This window comes from Bacillota bacterium (assembly GCA_013314855.1).
In the GTDB taxonomy this organism is placed as follows: domain Bacteria; phylum Bacillota; class Clostridia; order Acetivibrionales; family DUMC01; genus Ch48.
On the sequence record JABUEW010000038.1, the window covers coordinates 1 to 20,250 of the forward strand.

At 35.3% G+C, this 20,250-nt stretch carries 14 protein-coding genes and 1 pseudogene; 6 read left to right on the plus strand and 9 right to left on the minus strand.

The annotated features are described in order from the left end of the window. The first annotated feature begins 320 nt into the window (after window positions 1-320). From HPY74_08455 to HPY74_08470, 4 genes are all read left to right on the plus strand, one after another. Complete coding sequence (locus tag HPY74_08455) at window positions 321-515, plus strand: hypothetical protein (GenBank protein ID NSW90689.1); 195 nt, start codon at window positions 321-323, stop codon at window positions 513-515. A gap of 192 nt (window positions 516-707) precedes the next feature. Next, window positions 708-3,296, plus strand: a complete 2,589-nt coding sequence (locus HPY74_08460) for a hypothetical protein (protein NSW90690.1) — start codon at window positions 708-710, stop codon at window positions 3,294-3,296. Further along, entirely contained in the window at window positions 3,283-4,182 is a 900-nt protein-coding gene (locus HPY74_08465; GenBank protein ID NSW90691.1) for an FRG domain-containing protein, read from the plus strand. Before HPY74_08460 ends, HPY74_08465 begins: the two co-directional genes overlap by 14 nt. 87 nt (window positions 4,183-4,269) lie before the next feature. Next, window positions 4,270-5,817: an MATE family efflux transporter gene (locus HPY74_08470; GenBank protein NSW90692.1), complete on the plus strand. Its 1,548-nt coding sequence runs from the start codon at window positions 4,270-4,272 to the stop codon at window positions 5,815-5,817. Between the two features lie 288 nt (window positions 5,818-6,105). Here the strand turns inward: HPY74_08470 and HPY74_08475 are convergent, their stop codons facing one another. Continuing rightward, on the minus strand, window positions 6,106-7,005 hold the full coding sequence (locus HPY74_08475; GenBank protein ID NSW90693.1) for an AraC family transcriptional regulator: 900 nt from the start codon (window positions 7,003-7,005) through the stop codon (window positions 6,106-6,108). Window positions 7,006-7,119: 114 nt separating this feature from the next. On the opposite strand from HPY74_08475, the gene HPY74_08480 reads away from it, so the two are divergent. Beyond that, a complete protein-coding gene (locus HPY74_08480; protein ID NSW90694.1) occupies window positions 7,120-8,304 on the plus strand; it encodes a hypothetical protein in 1,185 nt (394 codons plus the stop codon). Window positions 8,305-8,650: 346 nt separating this feature from the next. Beyond that, window positions 8,651-10,015 (plus strand): MATE family efflux transporter, encoded by a 1,365-nt coding sequence (locus tag HPY74_08485; GenBank protein ID NSW90695.1) that lies wholly within the window; start codon window positions 8,651-8,653, stop codon window positions 10,013-10,015. Between the two features lie 34 nt (window positions 10,016-10,049). Here HPY74_08485 and HPY74_08490 read toward each other — a convergent pair whose 3' ends face one another. From HPY74_08490 to HPY74_08525, 8 genes and pseudogenes are all read right to left on the minus strand, one after another. After that, a complete protein-coding gene (locus tag HPY74_08490; GenBank protein NSW90696.1) occupies window positions 10,050-10,820 on the minus strand; it encodes an ABC transporter permease in 771 nt (256 codons plus the stop codon). A 50-nt stretch (window positions 10,821-10,870) separates the two neighbouring features. Continuing rightward, a pseudogene (locus HPY74_08495) lies at window positions 10,871-11,792 on the minus strand (ABC transporter ATP-binding protein). Next, window positions 11,792-11,992: a PLDc N-terminal domain-containing protein gene (locus HPY74_08500; GenBank protein NSW90697.1), complete on the minus strand. Its 201-nt coding sequence runs from the start codon at window positions 11,990-11,992 to the stop codon at window positions 11,792-11,794. Before HPY74_08500 ends, HPY74_08495 begins: the two are co-directional and overlap by 1 nt. 63 nt (window positions 11,993-12,055) lie before the next feature. Beyond that, window positions 12,056-13,807, minus strand: a complete 1,752-nt coding sequence (locus tag HPY74_08505) for a glycoside hydrolase family 2 (GenBank protein NSW90698.1) — start codon at window positions 13,805-13,807, stop codon at window positions 12,056-12,058. Between the two features lie 70 nt (window positions 13,808-13,877). After that, the gene (locus tag HPY74_08510; GenBank protein ID NSW90699.1) at window positions 13,878-14,855 is read right to left on the minus strand and encodes a uroporphyrinogen decarboxylase family protein; all 978 of its coding nucleotides are present in this window, start codon (window positions 14,853-14,855) and stop codon (window positions 13,878-13,880) included. 24 nt (window positions 14,856-14,879) lie between these two features. Beyond that, window positions 14,880-16,499 carry a response regulator gene (locus HPY74_08515; GenBank protein NSW90700.1) on the minus strand — a complete coding sequence of 540 codons (1,620 nt, stop codon included), beginning with the start codon at window positions 16,497-16,499 and terminating at the stop codon, window positions 14,880-14,882. Next, window positions 16,496-18,331, minus strand: a complete 1,836-nt coding sequence (locus tag HPY74_08520; GenBank protein ID NSW90701.1) for a sensor histidine kinase — start codon at window positions 18,329-18,331, stop codon at window positions 16,496-16,498. The genes HPY74_08515 and HPY74_08520 overlap by 4 nt, the downstream gene beginning before the upstream one ends. A 252-nt stretch (window positions 18,332-18,583) precedes the next feature. After that, window positions 18,584-20,200 (minus strand): extracellular solute-binding protein, encoded by a 1,617-nt coding sequence (locus tag HPY74_08525; GenBank protein ID NSW90702.1) that lies wholly within the window; start codon window positions 20,198-20,200, stop codon window positions 18,584-18,586. Window positions 20,201-20,250 lie beyond the last annotated feature (50 nt).

A 20,250-nucleotide genomic window follows, 5' to 3' on the forward strand; every position in this document is an offset into this window, starting at 1 on the left:
CCACTTTTACTTTATATTTTAACACCTGGCCCTTACCAAATGCTAGTATTATTTTGCATATGTTCAGGAGCATATTTTATTTTTGTGAAGAAAATGTATTTATGTTGACATCTTCCAAAAATATTATATAATTAAAAATAGTGGTATGTCCAATAGATTATTTGGCTAAAATATAGTGTACGTACACGCACAAAAGCTATTATATATGTAATATTATAAAAGAGGAATATAAATGTTGTAATATTTGCAATTTATTTTGAATATATTAAATATATGCAGCTTTTTTACCGAAATAATATATGAAGGTGTGAGGAGGAGTTATGAAAATATTTCAGAAAAGTGGTGTTATCCGGAATTCATTCTATCTTCCCGAGAATGAAATTCCCCGGGAAAAAATGAGAATTATAGAGAAAGACTCAAAAATGATGCCTGACCTTTCTGCTAAATATGAGAAGAAATTTAAGGAAGCCGCAGAGTTTTTTTATAAGACCAGGTTAGACAGAGTGAATAAATAAAGCAGTATCTACTTTGAAAGAGCAAAATAACGGACATACAGTCAGTTAACCCGGATAGTATATGCACAGTGTGGATTATATATTATATATAATATTAATTTGTACAGTGCATTTTTTTTATACATGCTTATGTTATTTATTTCAATTTATTCTGTTTTTTTACATGATGATATATAAAAAGGGGTTCAAAAGATGATAAATATTGAAAGTTCTGATAAAGGAATTGAAAACGCAAAAGTTGAGGGTTTGCTGGTACACCTTTTCAAGAAGCTGATGCCAGGTGATGATGACGGTAATGACAGCCTATTCCAGTACAAAATGTGGTCAGCCTTTGACGGAATGATAATAAGTACAGTAACGGATTTGGAAAATGTGTACATGGGAAATGATTTGGTAATAGAAGGAGTAAAAGGCAATAAAGTAAATATTCACCAGGTTTACGAAGAGCAGCATTTATGCCTGTACGGTCAATATGTAGAAAATAACGAAATAATACAACAGGGATACAGCATAAAGAATGGATCTTCAGACATTATAATGCCTTATATAGCATTGACTGAGGTAAAGCTTAATGATACATATATAGGACTCAAAGGGTTGGATTACTGCCAGAAAAAAATTGAAGAAATTCTTGAAAAGGGGTGCCTGAACCAAATCCCTGAACATAAAACTTTTTACTGCTTCAGGATATACCGCTCACTTGGATACGGCGACTTTATAATTATTTTTCGTTCACATTCGTATGACGGTATTTTTCAAGGAATTGAAAGGTTTCACAGGGAAGTAAGTAAACTCCATGAAAATTTTATTAATAGCACATCATCCATTGCCGGTATATCCCAAAAACACATGCTGTACATAAATAATACACAATGGGTTAAAGACATTCAGTCAAAAATGTCATGGACATATAATTTTCAAATCGGGGACACTTTTCAGCATAATAGGGATACATCAGTGCTTTTTAATAATCTGAACGCAATACTCCTTGCAATAAAATCCAGGTTGCCGGGAACTCTTTATTTGCCTTTACAGAACCTTCTGTATAAATGCGAGCAACTATCACAGTCAGCTTTTGGAATTACCCTTTTTCATGAGTTGCCCAACATCATTGCCACACTGTTTTTGACTCTCATGGAGTCAATGGGATGCAAGATTGATGTAAATTCTCTTATGAATGAACATATCCCCGAAAATATACTGGCAAACCTCAGAAATGATACAGGCACACAAACAAATATAGATTCGCTCATGCTCGCAATTCAACTGCTGTCAGAGTTTATAACCGATCGCATACAGGCCGGCAGATTCCTCTCCGAAGTTCCTTTAACTAATTTAAAATTTAAAGAATCAATATCAAAGGTTATAATAGCCTATTCATCCCTCATAACCACAGTTATGAAAGAAATTCAACAGTGTTTGAGGAAACTTAATGGAACTTTAACAAAAACATCACAGGCCGAATCAGAACTCGTTGTTTTTCTTACTCTGGGTATTTCAAACCAAATCAACTCCTTCCTCTTCTTCCCGGATTCATCACTCAATCCTCCACGCCGTCTTATATCAGTAAACTGTGATAACATGTCCCTCTTTCATATAAACTATGCAGTTTGCTTGATCCTTCACGAAATTGCACACTACATCCGCCCCCTGGACCGTAAAAAGCGCAATGAATATTTTCTTAAAATGGTATGCGGCCAGGTGACACAAAAAGTTATAAGTTTTATGTTCGGAAATACAAATGCAGTATCTGATGAATGTATGCAGTTGTTCAGCATAATAGTTGAACATATAGAAAATACCCTGTACGAAATTATATGGGTATCTCTTACTGAAGATGAAAAAAACTTAATTTTTATGGAATTCAAGGACAGACTGTACACATTTATTACCAATTCACTTATCAGCATTGATTATGTGGGCTACATTAGTAAAAATAACGGTTTTCAGCCTGTTTTTTCGGAAAATAAACAATTGTGTATATGGAAATCAATGATGGATAATCTTTTTGAGAATATAGCAAATAAATTAAAACAACAGCTGACTTCAGAGCAGAATGGCGAATGTGAAGAAGCAGCCAGATATCTTGCATCTTGTTGGCTTCATGAGGATACCGTTGAAAATCGCAACTGCTTCACTAAAGAATTTATACGCATTTTAGATTCGGGTGAAATGAAAGAAATTATAACTGAAATTGCTGATCGAACAAAGGATTTTTTCTCAGAGGTAATAGCTGATGCATATATGTGCAGTCTTCTTGGACTGAGCAGGGACGAATATCTAAATCTTGTATTTGATTTTTTCAGGTTCTCATATGGCATCCAGTTGAAAGATTTCTTTAAAAACAGCGATAGTTTCAATATTCATGATGCTATTACAATCCAGGCACGTGTATGGATGATTTTAACCGGATTTAACTGCCGACTGGACACAGACATAACCTGTAGTTCATGGCAAATGGTACAAAAACAAAATATAAAAGAAAAGGAAATTGCAGAATCTACATACAAGAAAGTTAAATGCTTCATTAAAGAAATCAGGGGAGAATATTTATTTAAGTACATGGATGAAGTGTTTGATTTCTGTAACAATGAATTATTGAGTGGAAAGTGTTATGAAATATGGAAATTGCGAGAAAATTACCGCAATTTCTGCTCGTCAGACAGTAATGATAAAATCAGCCGACAAGTTCAATTTATTCAATATTACTGGTTAAAAGGACTTAACCAAATGATTAATGACCAAAATAAACAAAAGGGTGTTATATATGAGTACTGCTAAAAATTATGTAACTAAATTCATTAGGAAACTAAGTGATTTTATTGAAGATATATCTACAGATATCGGAGATAACAAAGTCCTCTGGTTCAGAGGCCATACAAATACCAGCTATAAGCTGTTACCAGGCATATACAGGAAATACTTAGAAACACTGGAAGTCAAGTCTGTCGAAAGTGAACTGCTTAGCCATTTTCAAGCACGTAATTATCATCTGATTCCCGGAAGGCTGCCCCAAAATAAAATGGAATGGCTTTGCATGATGCAACATTATAACACTGCAACGCGTCTTCTTGACTGGACCGAGAATGCTTTCACGGCTTTCCTGTTTGCACTTGAGCCTTATTTTACAAAAAAACAGCTTGATCAAAGGATACTCCCGTGTGTATGGGTACTGAATCCTCTAAAATTAAACAAGATAAACGGTATAGATCATATACCAAATATGGCACTGCTGTCCCAGCTTATGCCGGCACAAGCTTCCGACCGATCAAACTTGCAGAAAATAAAAGAAATATTCGTAGAAGGTATTGTTGAGTATAACACCGTACATACTCCTCTGGCCGTATTTTCCCCTTATAACAATGAAAGAATCAGAGCCCAATCAGGTGTATTTACACTATTTCCCTTTTTTAAGTGCAGCGAGATAAAAGAATTTAAGAATAACCATAATGCCAAAAATCGTACAAAATCCTACATAACAAATTATTTTGAAAAGTTTGCCATGGAAGAACACCCGGAATGCGGTAAATTTCTTACAAAGTATGTCCTCCTGCATCCCTTTAAAATTTATACCGAACTAAAAAGGAACGGTTTCAAACAAAGTTCAATCTATCCTGAAATGCAAGTGTTGTCTGAAGAGATTGAAGAATATCTATTAAGAGTTTGAGTCAATTACTGTTGAATACATATACACATATTCCTCTTTTCTGGTATAATCTATTTAAAACAGTTTTACCGGAGGCTTATATTTTACATGAAATTTAAAATTAACTATAATAATGACTGTAAAACCAATTGCAATAATGATTATTACAAACCCAATTATAACAACGAATGCAAATTTAATTTTGATCATAAATATAAACATAGTTTTAATGAATTTACTTTTTTTAAGTCAAGTGTTAAGTTAAATATTAAGTCAAAACTTAACACTTCCAAACTTATACGGAAAGATGTTTTGGAATTTACTTTCCCGATTATTACAGAACAAGTACTTATTATACTGATGGGTGTCGTAAATGCCATTATGGCGAGCCGTATAGGTAATGAAGCTGTTTCCGGGATCGGAATGGTGGACTCTATCAACAATATTTTTATTGCCTTTATTTCAGCTCTGGCTGTTGGAAGCACTGTAGTTGTTGCCCATTATATAGGGCAGGATAATGTAGGGAATGCTAATGAAACAGTAAAACAGGGCTTATTTTCAGGGTTTCTGCTTACACTTACCATTACTTTATTAATATTTATATTCCGCTATAATATTATCAACATACTATATGGTTCGGCAGAACCTTTGGTCAAGGAAAATGCATATGCCTATCTGGATATAACTCTTTTTTCCTACCCTCTTATTGCAATAACCTCAATAACCTGTGGTGTATTAAGAGGGGCCGGTGATACAAAAACACCAATGAAGATTACAATACTGATGAACTTTATCAATATTGTTTTAAGCTACATACTTATATACGGAATTGATATTGGTATATTAGGTATACATATATATTTTCCCGGTTTTAAAGTGAAGGGTGCAGCCCTAGGTATATCCACTGCAAGACTAATCGGTGCCATTTTGTCAATATCTGTTTTGGTGAGAGGTTCCAGGATTATAAAGCTTAAAAAATTACCCCTGCTAAAAATAGATATAAATATCCAAAAATCCATATTTGGGGTTGGTATTCCTGCCAGTGTTGAATCTCTTCTATTCCAAGGTGGAAAACTTATTACCCAAATATTTATTGTAACCATGGGCACATCCTCAATTGCGGCAAACTATGTTGCAGGCTCCATTTTTACTCTTATTAACATTCCGGGAAGTGCCCTTAGCATTGCTGCAACAGCCATGGTAGGACAAAGCATGGGTAGAGGTGAGAAAGAGGAAGCCGGAAATCTTCTTATATACCTTACAAAACTTACAGCTGTTTGCCTTTTTGTTCCATGTGCCCTGTCTTTCCTGCTGGCTCCAGCACTTTCTTCATTGTATAGCCAGGTAGATGAAGTAATAAGCATATCTTCTGACCTTTTGAGGTTAAATGCCGTATTTATGCCTTTAATATGGGGTATTGCCTTCATCATCCCCGCTGGCCTAAAGGGTGCAGGAGACGCAAGGTTTACCATGGTAGTATCCATTATAAGTATGTGGGTTTTCAGGATTACCCTTGGATACCTGCTGGGTATTCCTTTAAAGCTTGGAGTGCGGGGAGTATGGTTAGGCATGTTCGCCGATTGGCTAGTACGATCAATCTTATTTTATTGCCGCCTTAAAAGCGGAAAGTGGAAGGAACATTCTGTTATAAGTTAATTTAATGTAAGTATTTTCAAAGCGGTCTGCATAAATATTAGGGTCAGGCACTTGGTAATTCTCAAAATCTTTCCAATTTGAAAGTGGGACATTTTTTACAACTCCCTCCAACTAATATAATTCTCCCGGACTGACAGCACAATAACCTACCTCCAATCTACCTCCAATATATGATTGTTGAATAACATTCATTTTATACCTCCCGCTATTCAAGTTCAAGTAAAATTCAAGTAAACTTCAAAGAAAGCAGAAGTTAAAGGAAGCAACAGGTAACTCCAATTGACATCTCTACAAATTCCCTCTTCTAAATTCAAAAGGAGTTTTACCAGTATTCCTTTTAAAAACTTTATTAAAAAATTTTATATCCTTATATCCAACCTCTCCTGCAATTTCAATAACTTTTTTATCTGTTTGCGTTAAAAGCCTGCAGGCTTCTTCAACTCTGATTCTTTGGGTATATTCGGATACAGTAAGCCCCGTGTGTTCCTTAAACAGCCTCGAAAAATATGTAGGGCTTAAAAATGCCATCATGGATAGTTCTTCGAGCCTGATATCGTGCATATAATTATCTTTGATGTACTCCATAACTTTTCCAATAATATTTCTTCGTCCCGTTTCTAGATTCTCATTCGGCATTTTCTTTTTTTCAAAAAATCTAAAAATAGTTACCAGAAGTTCAATTACATAAGCCCTTATAATTTCAATATAACCCTTTTCCTGTTTTTCGTATTCATCATGCATTTTTTCAAACAGTTCACTTATTTTTACATCAAAATAATCTATTAGCTTAATATCTTCATAATCCGTATCCATGCACTCATCAGGAAAAAATGAACGGAAGAGAAAACTCCCGGCTACATCAGAAAAGTCGTTACAGTTAACCATGGAATAATCAAGGAATTCAGGCTTGAATATGCAGTTGTATATCAGCATATCTCCAGCAAGATTCCCCAGCGGAATAAATTCATGGGGGGTATTGTAGTTAATTATAAACAGGTTGCCTTTTGAAACCGAGTATTCCTGGTTTCCGACCACATGCTTCCCATATCCGGAGGCTACATAAGCAATTTCAATAAAATCATGGGCATGCCATAAAGTTTTCTCCTTCAGGACAACTCTATTTATAAATACCGTTTCACCATCTCTGAAATACTTTTCTCCCAAAAAACGCGCATATTCCCTTTCTATACTTTCTATATTCAATAAAATCACCCCATATTAATTATAATATAGGCCCAAGAAAATGAGAATGTTTTGATATAACATAATTATTAAAGAATATTCAATATTGGGGGAAATTTAATGAACAACAGGGAAAGAGAAAATGCAACACTATCATTCATTAAGCCGGATGACAGGGGGTCTGTTGAAGAAACCTTTTACCCATGGCCCCTTACCTTGGACAGGTGGAGAAAAGAAGGCTATTTAAACGGTTTGCCAACGAACATATTCAATGAATCCGGCCGCCAACCGCAAAATGCGGACAAATATTTTGGTTGCATGATGACCGAAGGAGTTTATAAATACGAGCAATTCCTTGGATTTGACGGTATTAAAAGGGTTAGCTTTGGCTTGCCTTTTAGAAATTTCGGCACAACAATTATTGAGGAAACTGACGAGTATATAATAAGAAAAGATGATGACGGTTGGGAAAGGAAGTACTTCAAAAACAGCAAGCTTGTAGAAATTGTAAGGCCTGTAGTAACTTGTCCTGAGGACTGGTACAGGCTTAAAGAGCGCGCATTTGGTGAACTGGAAAAGTATTATACCGATGAAAACATACAAAGCAAATACTCCCCTTTCCGGGAAGGGCACCAGAGGGGAGACTACTCAATAAGGATGAATATTACGGGGTTTTTTTGGATGCCGAGGACTCTCCTTGGAATTGAAGAGCACCTTTTTGCTTTCTACGATTACCCGGACATGATAAAAGATATGAATGAATTCTGCCTCGGTGTTTTTCTGGATAAGCTTGGTAAAATCTTGGATATCCTGCCTGCAGATGTCCTATATATAATGGAAGATTTAAGCGGCAGTAACGGTCCAATGCTGTCCCCGGAATTGTTTGATGAATTTATCGGTGCATATTATAAAAGGCTGGTGCCGTTTCTTAAAAGCAAAGGTGTGAGACATGTATTCGTAGATACTGACGGAAATTTTAACAAGCTGATACCTAATTTTATTGAATCGGGAATTGAAGGTTTTTTGCCCATGGATGTGAATGCAGGCATGGACATAGTTGAGGTGAGAAAATACTTCCCAAAATTAAAGTTCATAGGAGCATTCAACAAGCTGTCAATAGCATCCGGAAAAGAGGCAATCGACAGAGAGTTTGAAAGGCTTATGCCTGTTATAAGGCAGGGAGGATACATCCCGGGATGCGACCACCAGGTGGCACCTTCTACCGCTTTTGAGGACTACAAGTATTTTATTATGCGTCTTAAGGAGGTTATGAAGGAGGCATGCAGTGATGTATCTATTACATAAACACATTAACCAACAGTTATGTGAAATATTCTATTACTGCATTTGGGAATCTCTCGGTAATAAGCATTGATACAAAGTGTTTAATTTCATTTGCTAATTCTTTCGAGTACACATCAACCAATAACACCGGTTTATTTTATTATATCCGGACGGTTTATACATATACACCTCTGTCAATTTACAATGCTATATTCTAATAAACTCATAGTGATAAATGTAATTGCATATAATTGATAAAATTATATCTATAATAATTTACTAAAGTAATTGTCTTGTTATATTAATAACTGTTAAAATATAAGTTAATGCTTTTATTTTTTATTAATTTGAGGAGTGAAACCATAAAATGTTGAAAGATATGACAAAAGGTTCAGAAACAAAACATATACTTGTGTTTGCCATACCGATGTTTATAGGAAACATATTTCAGCAGCTTTACAATATGGTTGATGCAGTTGTTGTAGGAAGATTTATTGGAAAGGATGCACTTGCAGCAGTAGGAACCAGCTCCCCTGTTATATTTCTACTGGTTGCCCTGGTAATGGGATTATCCATAGGGGCATCTGTTATCATTTCACAACTTTATGGTGCAGGAGATTTAAAAAAATTAAAGCGTGCAGTATCAACGGCATACATATTTCTTTTAATAAGCGGAGCAATAATTACTTTAATGGGGTTATTATCTTCACGAGGCCTCCTGATACTCTTACAAACGCCTAAAGAGATTTTTAACGATGCAGCGGCATACTTAAATATTTTTTTTAGCGGATTAATATTCACATTTGTTTATAATGCTATATCGGCAATATTGCGAGGGCTTGGCGACTCCAAAACACCGCTATACTTTCTCATTACTTCTTCATTATTAAATGTTGGTCTTGATGTTTTGTTTGTTGCGGTATTCGGAATGGGTGTTGCGGGTGCTGCATGGGCAACTGTTATATCCCAGGGCGTATCTGCCATACTATGTTTAATATATGTATATGCAAGGGTAGAATTACTGAGAATACTTCCTAAAGATATGGTGTTTGATAAGGATTTGTTTATCAAATCCGTAAAGCTCGGTATTCCCGGATCAATTCAACAAACGGTAGTTTCTGTCAGCATGATGGCTCTTCAGGGGCTTGTAAATTCCTATGGAAGTGTAACTATGGCTGCATATACGGCTGCGTCAAGAATTGACTCAATTGCTATGATGCCAATTATGAACCTGGGACTTGCCTCAACAACTTTTACCGCTCAGAATATCGGAGCCGGAGAGTTGAAACGTGTAAGGCGCGGTTACAGGCGCTCACTAGCTATGGTAACTATTTGCTGCATAATAACATCGGCAATTATTTTATCATTTGGTCCAAACCTTATGTCTATTTTTATCGATTCCAAAGAGGTTGAAGTTATTACCCAGGGAAACGATTACATTACAGTCGTATCTTTCTTTTATATACTAATGGGCGTAATGTTCGTCACAAACGGTGTTCTTCGTGGTAGCGGTGATATGATCGTATCAATGGCAAGTACCCTTACCAGCCTTGGAATAAGAATAATAGCTGCCTATATCCTATCATCCGTAGAGACCATAGGGTATAAAGGTATATGGTGGTCAATACCTATAGGTTGGCTTGTAGGAGCAACTATAGCAATTATACGTTATAAAAGCGGAAAATGGGTGGAGAAAAGGGTGGTGAAAAGGCCGACGTTTGAAGCCTCATAACTCTTATTGTGAAGCACATTCTCACCCTTAAAATCTATAGCTCCTGTTTTGAGAAAATTATAACAGATGATACTATACAAATAACTGTCAGCAGTACTGTAATGGTAAGAGATATAGTAATATCCGATATGCCCTTTGTTCCCAAAATCATGTCCACATTCCATGATGAAAGGGCAATTGGAGAATATTTTACAGTTTTAGGTACGGCACCGATTGCAAACATTAATGCCAAAACTCCGAAAGTCAGTACAGCAGGTATATAGAAAGAATTGCCAATTAAACCTGTTAAAGTGGATACAGACAATAAGAATACGACAAACAGCCAGAAGCTGAACATTGAAATCATAAAGTTTTGGGGGTTTTGTCCGGGGAACAGGTATTCAGTATACCCATAGAAAACTATAACAGATACAGCAAAAGCTATTGTCCATAATAATACCGATGCAATAAACTTTGATACTACAAATGTCTTGCGGGATAATCCCTTTGATAATATCAATATTGCAGTCCCCTTTATTTTTTCTTGAGTAATGCTGCCTGAAAACACGAGAATTATAACAATAAGGCTTACCTGCGACATGTTTTTGAAGAATTGAGCATAAGCATCTGCAAATGTAGGTTCAGGCATTTTAATCTCAAATCCTACATCTATGGATTTGAATATTTCCGGCATTAATTTTGCAAGCAGCGGGCTGCTCATCCCAAATAGCAATAGCACAGAAAAAAGTACAATAATCCTATAATTACGCCATTGCTCCATAAGCTCTTTTTTTATAAAAACAATAAAAGTATTTATTTCATTCATCTTATTTATCGCACTCCTCACTATGCTTGCTGTTAATACACTATTATTATTCATTGTCTTATTACTCTCAGAAATATTTGCTCCAAATCAGGTTCAAGAACCTCGAATTTTATTAAAGAAAGATTGTTTTCAGCAAGGATTTTACAAATTTTATTTCCGGTTTTGACTGCATCATGCGTTACAATTCTTATCATGTTATCTTTTATAACAGCACTTGCTACTTCTCCGGTTTTTAGAAGCTCATCTGTAACAATATTGTTTTTATCCGATTCATAAATTTGCACGGCAATAGATTCGCTGGCATAGGTTTCTTTTAAATGAGACAATTTCCCTTCAACAATCAAATTGCCGTTATGCAAAATACCTATACTGTCACAGACTCGTTCCACATCAGCCAGAATATGGGTTGAAAAAACTATGGTGGTTTTATTGCGCAATGTCTTTAAGATGTCCAGGATTTCTTTCCTGCCCGCAAGGGTCCAGGGCAGAGGTCGGCTCATCACATAAAAGCAATTTTGGATCGTTTATAAGTGCCTGTGCAATTCCAAGTCTTTGCTTCATTCCCCTGGAAAACCCTTTTATCCTGCGATTTACACCTTCTAATCCCACAACATGCAAAAGATCATTTATCTTCCTAGCTGTATCAGCCGGTTTCATTCCGCATATCCTTCCACATAGCATTAAATATTCTTTAGGCGTCATAAAGCCGTAGAATTCAGGTACATCGGGCAAAAAACCGATATCTTTGTTAACCGAAGTGTTACCGAAGCGGACCTCCTTACCGCATACCCTGATGTTACCGCTGTCGGGTTTAATCATACCGATGATCATTTTAATTGTTGTTGTTTTACCTGCACCGTTTTGGCCTAAAAACCCAAATACCGTGTTTTGAGCAACTTTCATATTGAGGTTCTTGATAACTTCAAGCTTCCCGAAGCTCTTGTTGAGGTTGTTTATTTCAAGTACATTCATTATTCGTCAGCCTTTCCTATTGTAAAATATAAAATAGGACCAATAATGTTTATAAGTACAACTATTAATACCCACATAACAGTATTTCCAAATCTGAATTTTTTGTTTTTCAGGATGTGGATAAGCGATGCAATTAGTAACGCTAATTGTAAAAATAATATGGGAATAAAAAAAGGCAAATATTCTTTAATTATATTCACAATATATACCCCCTCTGTCTCTTTGCAGTTTTCATACTACTATTATCTCCCTTGATACTACTATTATCTCCCTTTATTTATAGCCTTTATCTTATCCGGATTAAACTTGGGCTTTCTGTCATAAGTCATAAGACCATTTACCTCTTGCTGCACGTCAGTAAGCTGCGTATAGCAAAAGCCACATATATAATCTATCGACATAATGGCATGGGTTATCTTGGCAAAACGTTCTAAAAACTCCTCTTCATCTTTCACCTTTTTGCCGTAACCCCAGCCCTCATCTGATGCAAAGGCTATACCACCATACTCAGTAATGAGTACAGGCTGTCCTTGATAACTATAGCCTTGGGCAAATATGAACCTGCCTGATGGGGTCGCTTTTATCGCCTTGTCTTTATCGGTATAGGCTTTTATGAAATCATCACCATCTGCGCGATAATCATGTATAGTACACAAATCGGTATCGGTATGTTCCCAACCGTCATTAGATATTACCAATCTCGTTGCATCCAAGGAGCGTATCATGTTAACTACAGCTACTGTATGGCACTGTTGCTGCTTATTTACAAATACATTAGGTACACCCCAGGACTCATTAAACGGTGTCCAGGCTATAATGCAAGGATGATTGTAATCCCTGTTTATAATTTCCTGCCATTCCTTCATGTATATATTGGCCGCTCCAGGACTATATTCATAGTAAGAAGCCATCTCTCCCCATATCAGAAGACCCAGCTTATCGCACCAGTATAGGTATATGGGGTCCTCCACTTTCTGGTGCTTACGTACACCGTTGTAGCCAAAGGCTTTGGTCATCTTTATATCATTTATCAAAGCCTCTTCATCCGGAGCTGTAAGGTTTGACTTGGGAAAATAACCCTGGTCCAATATGAGTTTTTGATAGTAAGGGTGATTATTCAGTAGTACTTTACCATCCTTGACCGATACCTTACGCATACCAAAATAACTTGATACATGATCAACTTCATTACCATTCACATCAAATAATGTAAATTCTATGTCATATAGATTAGGATTTTCTGGGCTCCACAGTTTTAGTTCTCTTTCAAAAGCATAGCTTACTGCACTTGTTTCAAACCTGACACAGGGCTGAAAACAACGCGTTGAAATTGAGGAAATAGGTATACCTGCAAAGGATATATCGGTTTTTAAGGTATAACCCGTAGCCTGACAACTAAGCTGCGCTTCAATATGTACCATACCTTTATCTATATCAGGAGTTAAGCGAATGCCCGTTATATTAACTTCGTTTACAGGTTCCAGCCATACCGTTTGCCATATACCTGAGGTGCGGTTATACCAACATCCAAAAGGTTCATTCATCCATGTCTGTTTGCCACGGGCTTGCTGACGATCTGTAGCTATATCATCGGCTTTCACTACTATTTCATCACTGCCATCCCATTTAAGTGCGTAGGTTATATCAAAGCTAAATGGCGTGTGCCCACCTATATGACTACCCATATAAACATCATTGATCCATACTTTGGCATGGTAATCTACAGCACCAAACCGCAGCATTATCCTCCGACCATTCCAACTCTTCGGTACTTGCATTTTGCGCCTATACCATATGTGGTCATGGCGGGATGTATCACCTATGCCACTCATCTCGCTTTCAAAGCAGAAAGGTACTTTAATAACACGGGAGAAGCTATGCTCCTTCTCATACCACCTATTTTTTTCACCTATATCATCGTCATCAAATTCGAACTCCCATAAGCCGTTTAGATTAAGCCAATCCTTCCTGACAAAGTCCGGACGTGGATATTCCGGTCTGGGTACATTTGACATAATAAATTCCTCCTTTTGTAGATTTTTATTTTATCTCGAATAAAACTATATTAATTCTTTTTATTGAAACTTAAGACTTAGCATTAAGATACTCTCTTATAGCAATAACATTTTCAGGAGGAGTATTATAGGGAAGCACGCCGGTACCAACAACAAACTTATCATACCCGTTAATTTTTTGAAGCATGATTTCAAGCTGCCTTATTATCTCCTCCTTAGGTCCCCTTTCCACGAGTTTAGGGTCTATGTTTCCCCTTATGGTCATATTCCTTTCCTTTGCTTTTTCAACAAAATATTTTATGTCTGCTTTGTAATCCGATATTAGCAATGTTGTGCCGGTTTCCAGCATATCGTCCAGAATTGTCAATGTATCTCCGCCGATGACAAGGGGGACATACAATACTCCAAGATTCTTTATATGGGTTATAAGCTCCTTTTCATAAGGCGCTACAAAATTCCTATAAATTCCGGGAGATACCAAGGGAGGCGCAGCCCATGATTCAAATAAAGTTACTCCGAGCCCCCTTTTAATTATCTCTTTGCAATATTCTTTTTGGAAGGCCAAGATTTTTTCAAGTAAAAGATGCACTGTTTCTTCATTATCAATACAATCCGTTATAAGCTTTTCAAAACCCGTAAGTTCGGCACAAATAGAAAATGGTCCCGATATACCTATACTTACATTCACATAACTCCCTATCCTCTTCTTTACTCTTTCAGCAGCATTAAGAACCATTCCAATACGGCCTTTTTCAGTAGAAAAGGTTATTGCTTCCATATGGTATTCTTCCGAAAATGGGTGAAATATTACTCCAGGTATGGAATTATCCTCATGAAACTTTACCTCGCATCCCAAAGCCTCAGCTTCTATGTTATATACATCAATTCCCACAGTAACAGCATCATGTTTATATAATAAATAAGACTGGACCTGGGCTTCTTCCAATAACTCTTCACTTAGCGCTGTTTCACTGGGCGTCCTGTTTATTATTCTAGCACTGTGTTCGAATATTGTCGGAATAAAAGGTATCTTTCTACTTGTATGCACAAAACTGCCTCCTTCACTTCAATCTCACAACAACTGCCTATATTCTGTCGGCGATACGCCGAAGAATTTTTTGAAGGTCCTTGCAAAATGACCTACATCCTTATAGCTGAGCATATTCGCTATTTCATAAACTTTATTATTGCTGTTTCTTAAAAGAAGTTTTGCTTCGCTCATTTTTACCTTTATCACATATTCAACAAACGGCTCTCCCGTTTCCTGTTTGAAAATTTTACTCAAATAATTGGGATGTATCATTAAGTAATCAGCAACTTTCATTAAAGTAATATCGTTATATATATTCTTACTAATATATTCAATTGCCAGTTTGACTAAAAACCCGTTATGGCTCTTATTTTTTTCTCTTAATTCTTCAGCTGCCTCATCAAAACATTTAATAATATAATCTTCTAATTCATTGATGGTCTGTAAATTTTGAAGTGTGTTTATTAGACCTCCTTCATTGTCAAATAGCATGTTAATATTTATATCCAATACAAACATAATTTTCATAATGAAAAAGGATACAAGAAATATAAGATGGTCCTTCTCCTGTATATTGCTTTTAATTGATTCATGTAATGCTTCAGTAATTTCCTTTAAAATTATTACCATACTTTCCCTGTTATCTGACTTTATGGCCAATATCAAATCATCTTCACAGTTTTTAAGAGTATCAAGAAATTTATTTTTTGCAGCTTTTTCTTTTAGGTTTGCATATACAGATTCTACAGGAATAACCAAATTTTTGCCAAGGATCATTTTATATTCAATAGCATCTAATGCTTCTTTATATGATACAGAAATTTTATCTTTGTTTTTATAAATGTTTCCAATCCCTATAGTCACTGATATTCCAATAGTGCTATTTACCCGTCCAATAATAGTTTCACACTTCTTTTTTAAAATATTTCGAGAGATATTTTCCCCACAAATAAGAAGTCCAATCCTATCATCAAGGTTAAATGTATAAGACTTACAGCCATTTCCCATAACAGCTTCGGAAATGCTCATAACCGCAGCTTTATACAAGCTCTCATCATAAACATCCAATTCACTTGCATAGTCCGGACGCACTTCAGGTTCTAATACACAAATAACATATTGGGGGCCACTTAAGTTTATATTTAGAAATTTAGACTTTTTCTCAATTTCAGCAGGATTTATTTTTTTCCCACTAACCAGCTGAGTAAAAAAGTTGTCCCTCAATATGGAAATATTTTCTTCTAACCTTTTTTGTATGTCCTCATCCCGCTTAACTTTTTCCAGTTGCTCTTCAATTAGTCTTTTTGCTTCTAACACTTTTGTCAAAAGTTCATTATGGTCAATAGGTTTTAATATATAGCAAAAAGCATTAAGACTTACTGCGGTCTGAGCATAGTGGAAATCTTTATAACCACTTATTAGTATGACTTTGATATTAGAATATTTTTTATTAATAACATCAAGAAGTTCCAACCCATCCATATCAGACATTCGAATATCGGTAATTACAATATTTGGAGTATATTTCTCTATCATATCCAAAGCTTCATATCCACTCCCTGCAATACCGCAAATATTCACACCTACTTCTTCCCAATTAATTCCGTTTTTTATACCTTCTCTAATATGATACTCATCGTCAACAACCAGCATGTTGATCATTCCAAATTCCCTCCCTCTGATATTTCTTCAAGAACCGGTTCTTTTATTACAGGCACTCTCAATAAAACCCTTGTACCTTTATTTAAACTGCTTTCTATGCTAATTCCATAATTGTCCCCATATAAAAGTTTTATACGCTTTTGAACATTTCTCAACCCTGAATCACTTACAACATTCTGTGAATTTATATTGGCAAGAATTAACTGCAATTTTTCCTCGTTCATTCCCCTTCCGTTATCTTCAATGATAAAACAAACGTCATCCTTTTCACTATAACCTGTAATCTTTATTAAACCACCCGGGCTTCCCTCATCGATTCCATGTATTACAGCATTTTCAACAATTGTCTGTACTATTAAGTTTAATATAAAGTAATCTTCTATTTCCGGTCTAAGATTAATTTCATAGGAAAAGCTTTCACCGAAACGTATCTTTTGTATATCCAAATAACAGCGGACGCCATAAATCATATCCCTGATTTTTATTAAATCTTTCCCCTCGTTAAATGTAATTCTATACATATTCGAAAGAGAAATAACTATTTTGGATATGCTGTCAATATTATTTACCTTCGCAATCCAGTTAACAATTTCTAACGTGTTATATAAAAAATGGGGGTTTATTTGTTTTTGTAATGCCTTGACTTCCATTTCCGTACGTATGAGTTTTTGTTCATACAGCTCCTCTATTAATTTCTTAATTCTATCTACCATTTGGTTATAGCTTTTATATAAGTACCCGAATTCATCTTTTCTTTTTTCATTGATTTTGCTGTCAAAATCGCCCCTTTCCGCCATTTGCATATATTTAGTTAACTTTGTGACAGGCTTGTCTACATATTCTATAACTAGCTTCAAAACAAAGTAAATGAAAAAAAACGCAATTAAACTTACCAAAAAAAACACAAAAATCCTAAGCCTTTTTTGTTCCTCCAATAGTTCCTTTTCTGGTATTAGTACAAGAAGCCCACCGTTTATAACTTCATTTTTCTCGAATACAACCTGGTATGTGTTTTTATTGTCAAGCTTTAACTTCAAAAACCGCTGATTTTCTATGTTCTCAGCATTTATACCGATTATTTCGTCAAAAGTTTTATCGAGCATATTCCTGTCCTCTGCTACAAGTATTTTATTGTTGCTTACTATATATGCGGTTGTGCCAGGCGTAACTTTTATACTGCTCATTATTTTAAGTATATCACTCTCTCTAAAATGGATACTTACATATGCCGGTGTTTCAATATTTTTGTTGATCTTATCAGCTCTTATAATGAAAGTTAATAAACTGTTTCTGGGGGTATTCGATATGTTATTAAACTCCTCATCGCTATACTTGTTGATCCACCCGTATTTTCCCTCCATATTAAATACAATTTTTGCCCATAATGTGTTTTTCATGTTTTGATAAGTATACATACCATATTTTGAAGTTATCAGGTATTGTATACAATCAATATAAACAAATATTGTATCAATTTCGCTGTTTATTTCTGCTTGGTACATAATATTTTTATATAAATTATCGATAGTAGTATAAAAGCTGTAACTGTCTTTAGAATATACTGCTCTAGAAAGATCTACTAGACTTTGATTTACAGATATTGAAAATCCTATATCTTTTGCCTTTTTAAACAAAAAATTTAAATAACGGTTAGTCTGCTCAACAGTCCGTAATAGCGAAGTGTTTGTTTTATTTTTAATTATCCTTGCTGCCATAACGCTATTAAATAAAGAAAAAGTAATAATAAATAGAAAACATAAAAATATGGTAATTATCATTTTTACCTTTAAGCTATGAATATTTATATTCTTAGGAATCTTATCACTCCACATTTCGTGCCTCTCTTCAAGATAATCTTAAATTTAAAATTAACTTAGTATTTTATATATTTCATTAATTTTATTATATATTATTGAATATAATATGTAAATAATATTAAAAAACATATATGACTTGCAGCAATTTTTTATACTTGACTGCAAGCCATATATGTTTAATTACAATAGTTTATAATTTGCAATTTTTATTTATTTGTTAGTTTTTTCTATTTACTGGGCTTTATAGTTTTTATGATGCACACAATTTTAATATTGCTGGTCAGGTTTTTGACCAATTGCTGCATTAGCTTCTTCTAGTACCTTATCAGCACCTAAAGCTTTCATCTGTGATACATAATTCTTTACCGCGTCTTCAGGTTTTACTTCACCTATAATTGCTTTTGTTATTGCTTCGTTAAATAATTTATTAATATCACCGGACAATTCAGTATATTTTTTAGAAATTAGTGCATCGTTTGGGCAATCAAATATTAACTTCTTTTCATACCCAATTTTGTCAAGTTCAAGTCTTTTAGCTATGTTTTGTTCTGCACGAGCTTTTTCCTCAGGTGTACCGTCAGGTATAATTTTATATTTACTGGAATCGTATTTTGGAATTTCGCTAACTATCCCCGGCTGTGCATAAAATTGGCCTGTCTTGGGATCTTTTAAAGTATAGACGGTGTTTCCTTCTATCCTGAAGGTCTTGTCAGGTATACCGAGCCTTCCCATAAAGTGGTATTCGGGGTTATTGCCAAAGAAAAGATTTACAAAAGCATTTACTACTTCTTTTGGTTGTTTGGTACCTTTAACTAATACATAAGGAGCCCCTCCAACAACCCTTTGATTCAGATTCTCTGTGACTCTGCCTTTAAGCCCCGGTATTTCTACTACCTTAGCATCTGGATAATTCTTTTGGATTGTCGGCTCTGAACCAATACCAAACATTACCCAGTAAAATGTACTTCCATATTTACCTGACCAGAATTTTTCTCTCATGTTGCTTCCCTTGTTGGTAAATAATTCTTTGTCCAAATAACCATTTTTATACATATTATTTAAATAAGTCAATGCTGCAACCATGTTGTCAGTGCTGAGCATACTGTCACGCCACCTGTTATAATTTGGATCCCAAGCAATACTATTTCCTCCGACATTATTTAACCTTGCTCCGAATGCCTGGAAAATATCCTGTAAATTCCATGTGCCTGAAGAAACAAGTCCTACTGTATCATTTTGTCCGTTTCCATCAGGATCTTTTTCTGTAAATGCCTTTGCTGCTTCATACAAATCATCTACTGTTTCGGGAACTTTAAGGCCGAGTTTGTCTAACCAGTCTTTTCGAATGGCCCTGGTAAAATAGCTTCCGGAGTAACCCATTGGAACTGCCCAAATTTTCCCGTCAAATTTAAAAAGATTCCTGAAACCTTCAGGCATAGAGTTCCATGTCGGGTTATCTTTGAGATACTCATCAAGAGGTTCAATTGTTTCATCCTCTATCATTTTTAGAACGTCAGCCGGTGTAAATACATTAACCATTCCTTTTAATTCGCCTGCCGCAAGTGATAGATATACCTTTTCCATGAATTCATTCCTCGGGGGTGAATTTACTTTTGTATTTACACCTGTTTTTTCGGTAAATACTTTTGGCCATTCTTCTTTCAGGTCAGGGTTGTCAGATGCATCACCAAAATATAGACATCTTGTGATTTCCAGAAGATCAGGCTTACCTACTCCTTCTTCCTTGATAGTGCCAGTTTCTTTGGTTTGATCAGTTTTTTTAGTGTCAGTGCTTTTTTCTGCTGTTTTGCACCCTGCAAATACTGTCACTAACATAAATAAGCATATTGCAAGTGCAAAAAATTTTTTTACTGTTTTTGACATATCATTCACTCCTTTTTTTTTATTTTTTTAGTGTTTTAACACTAAATATT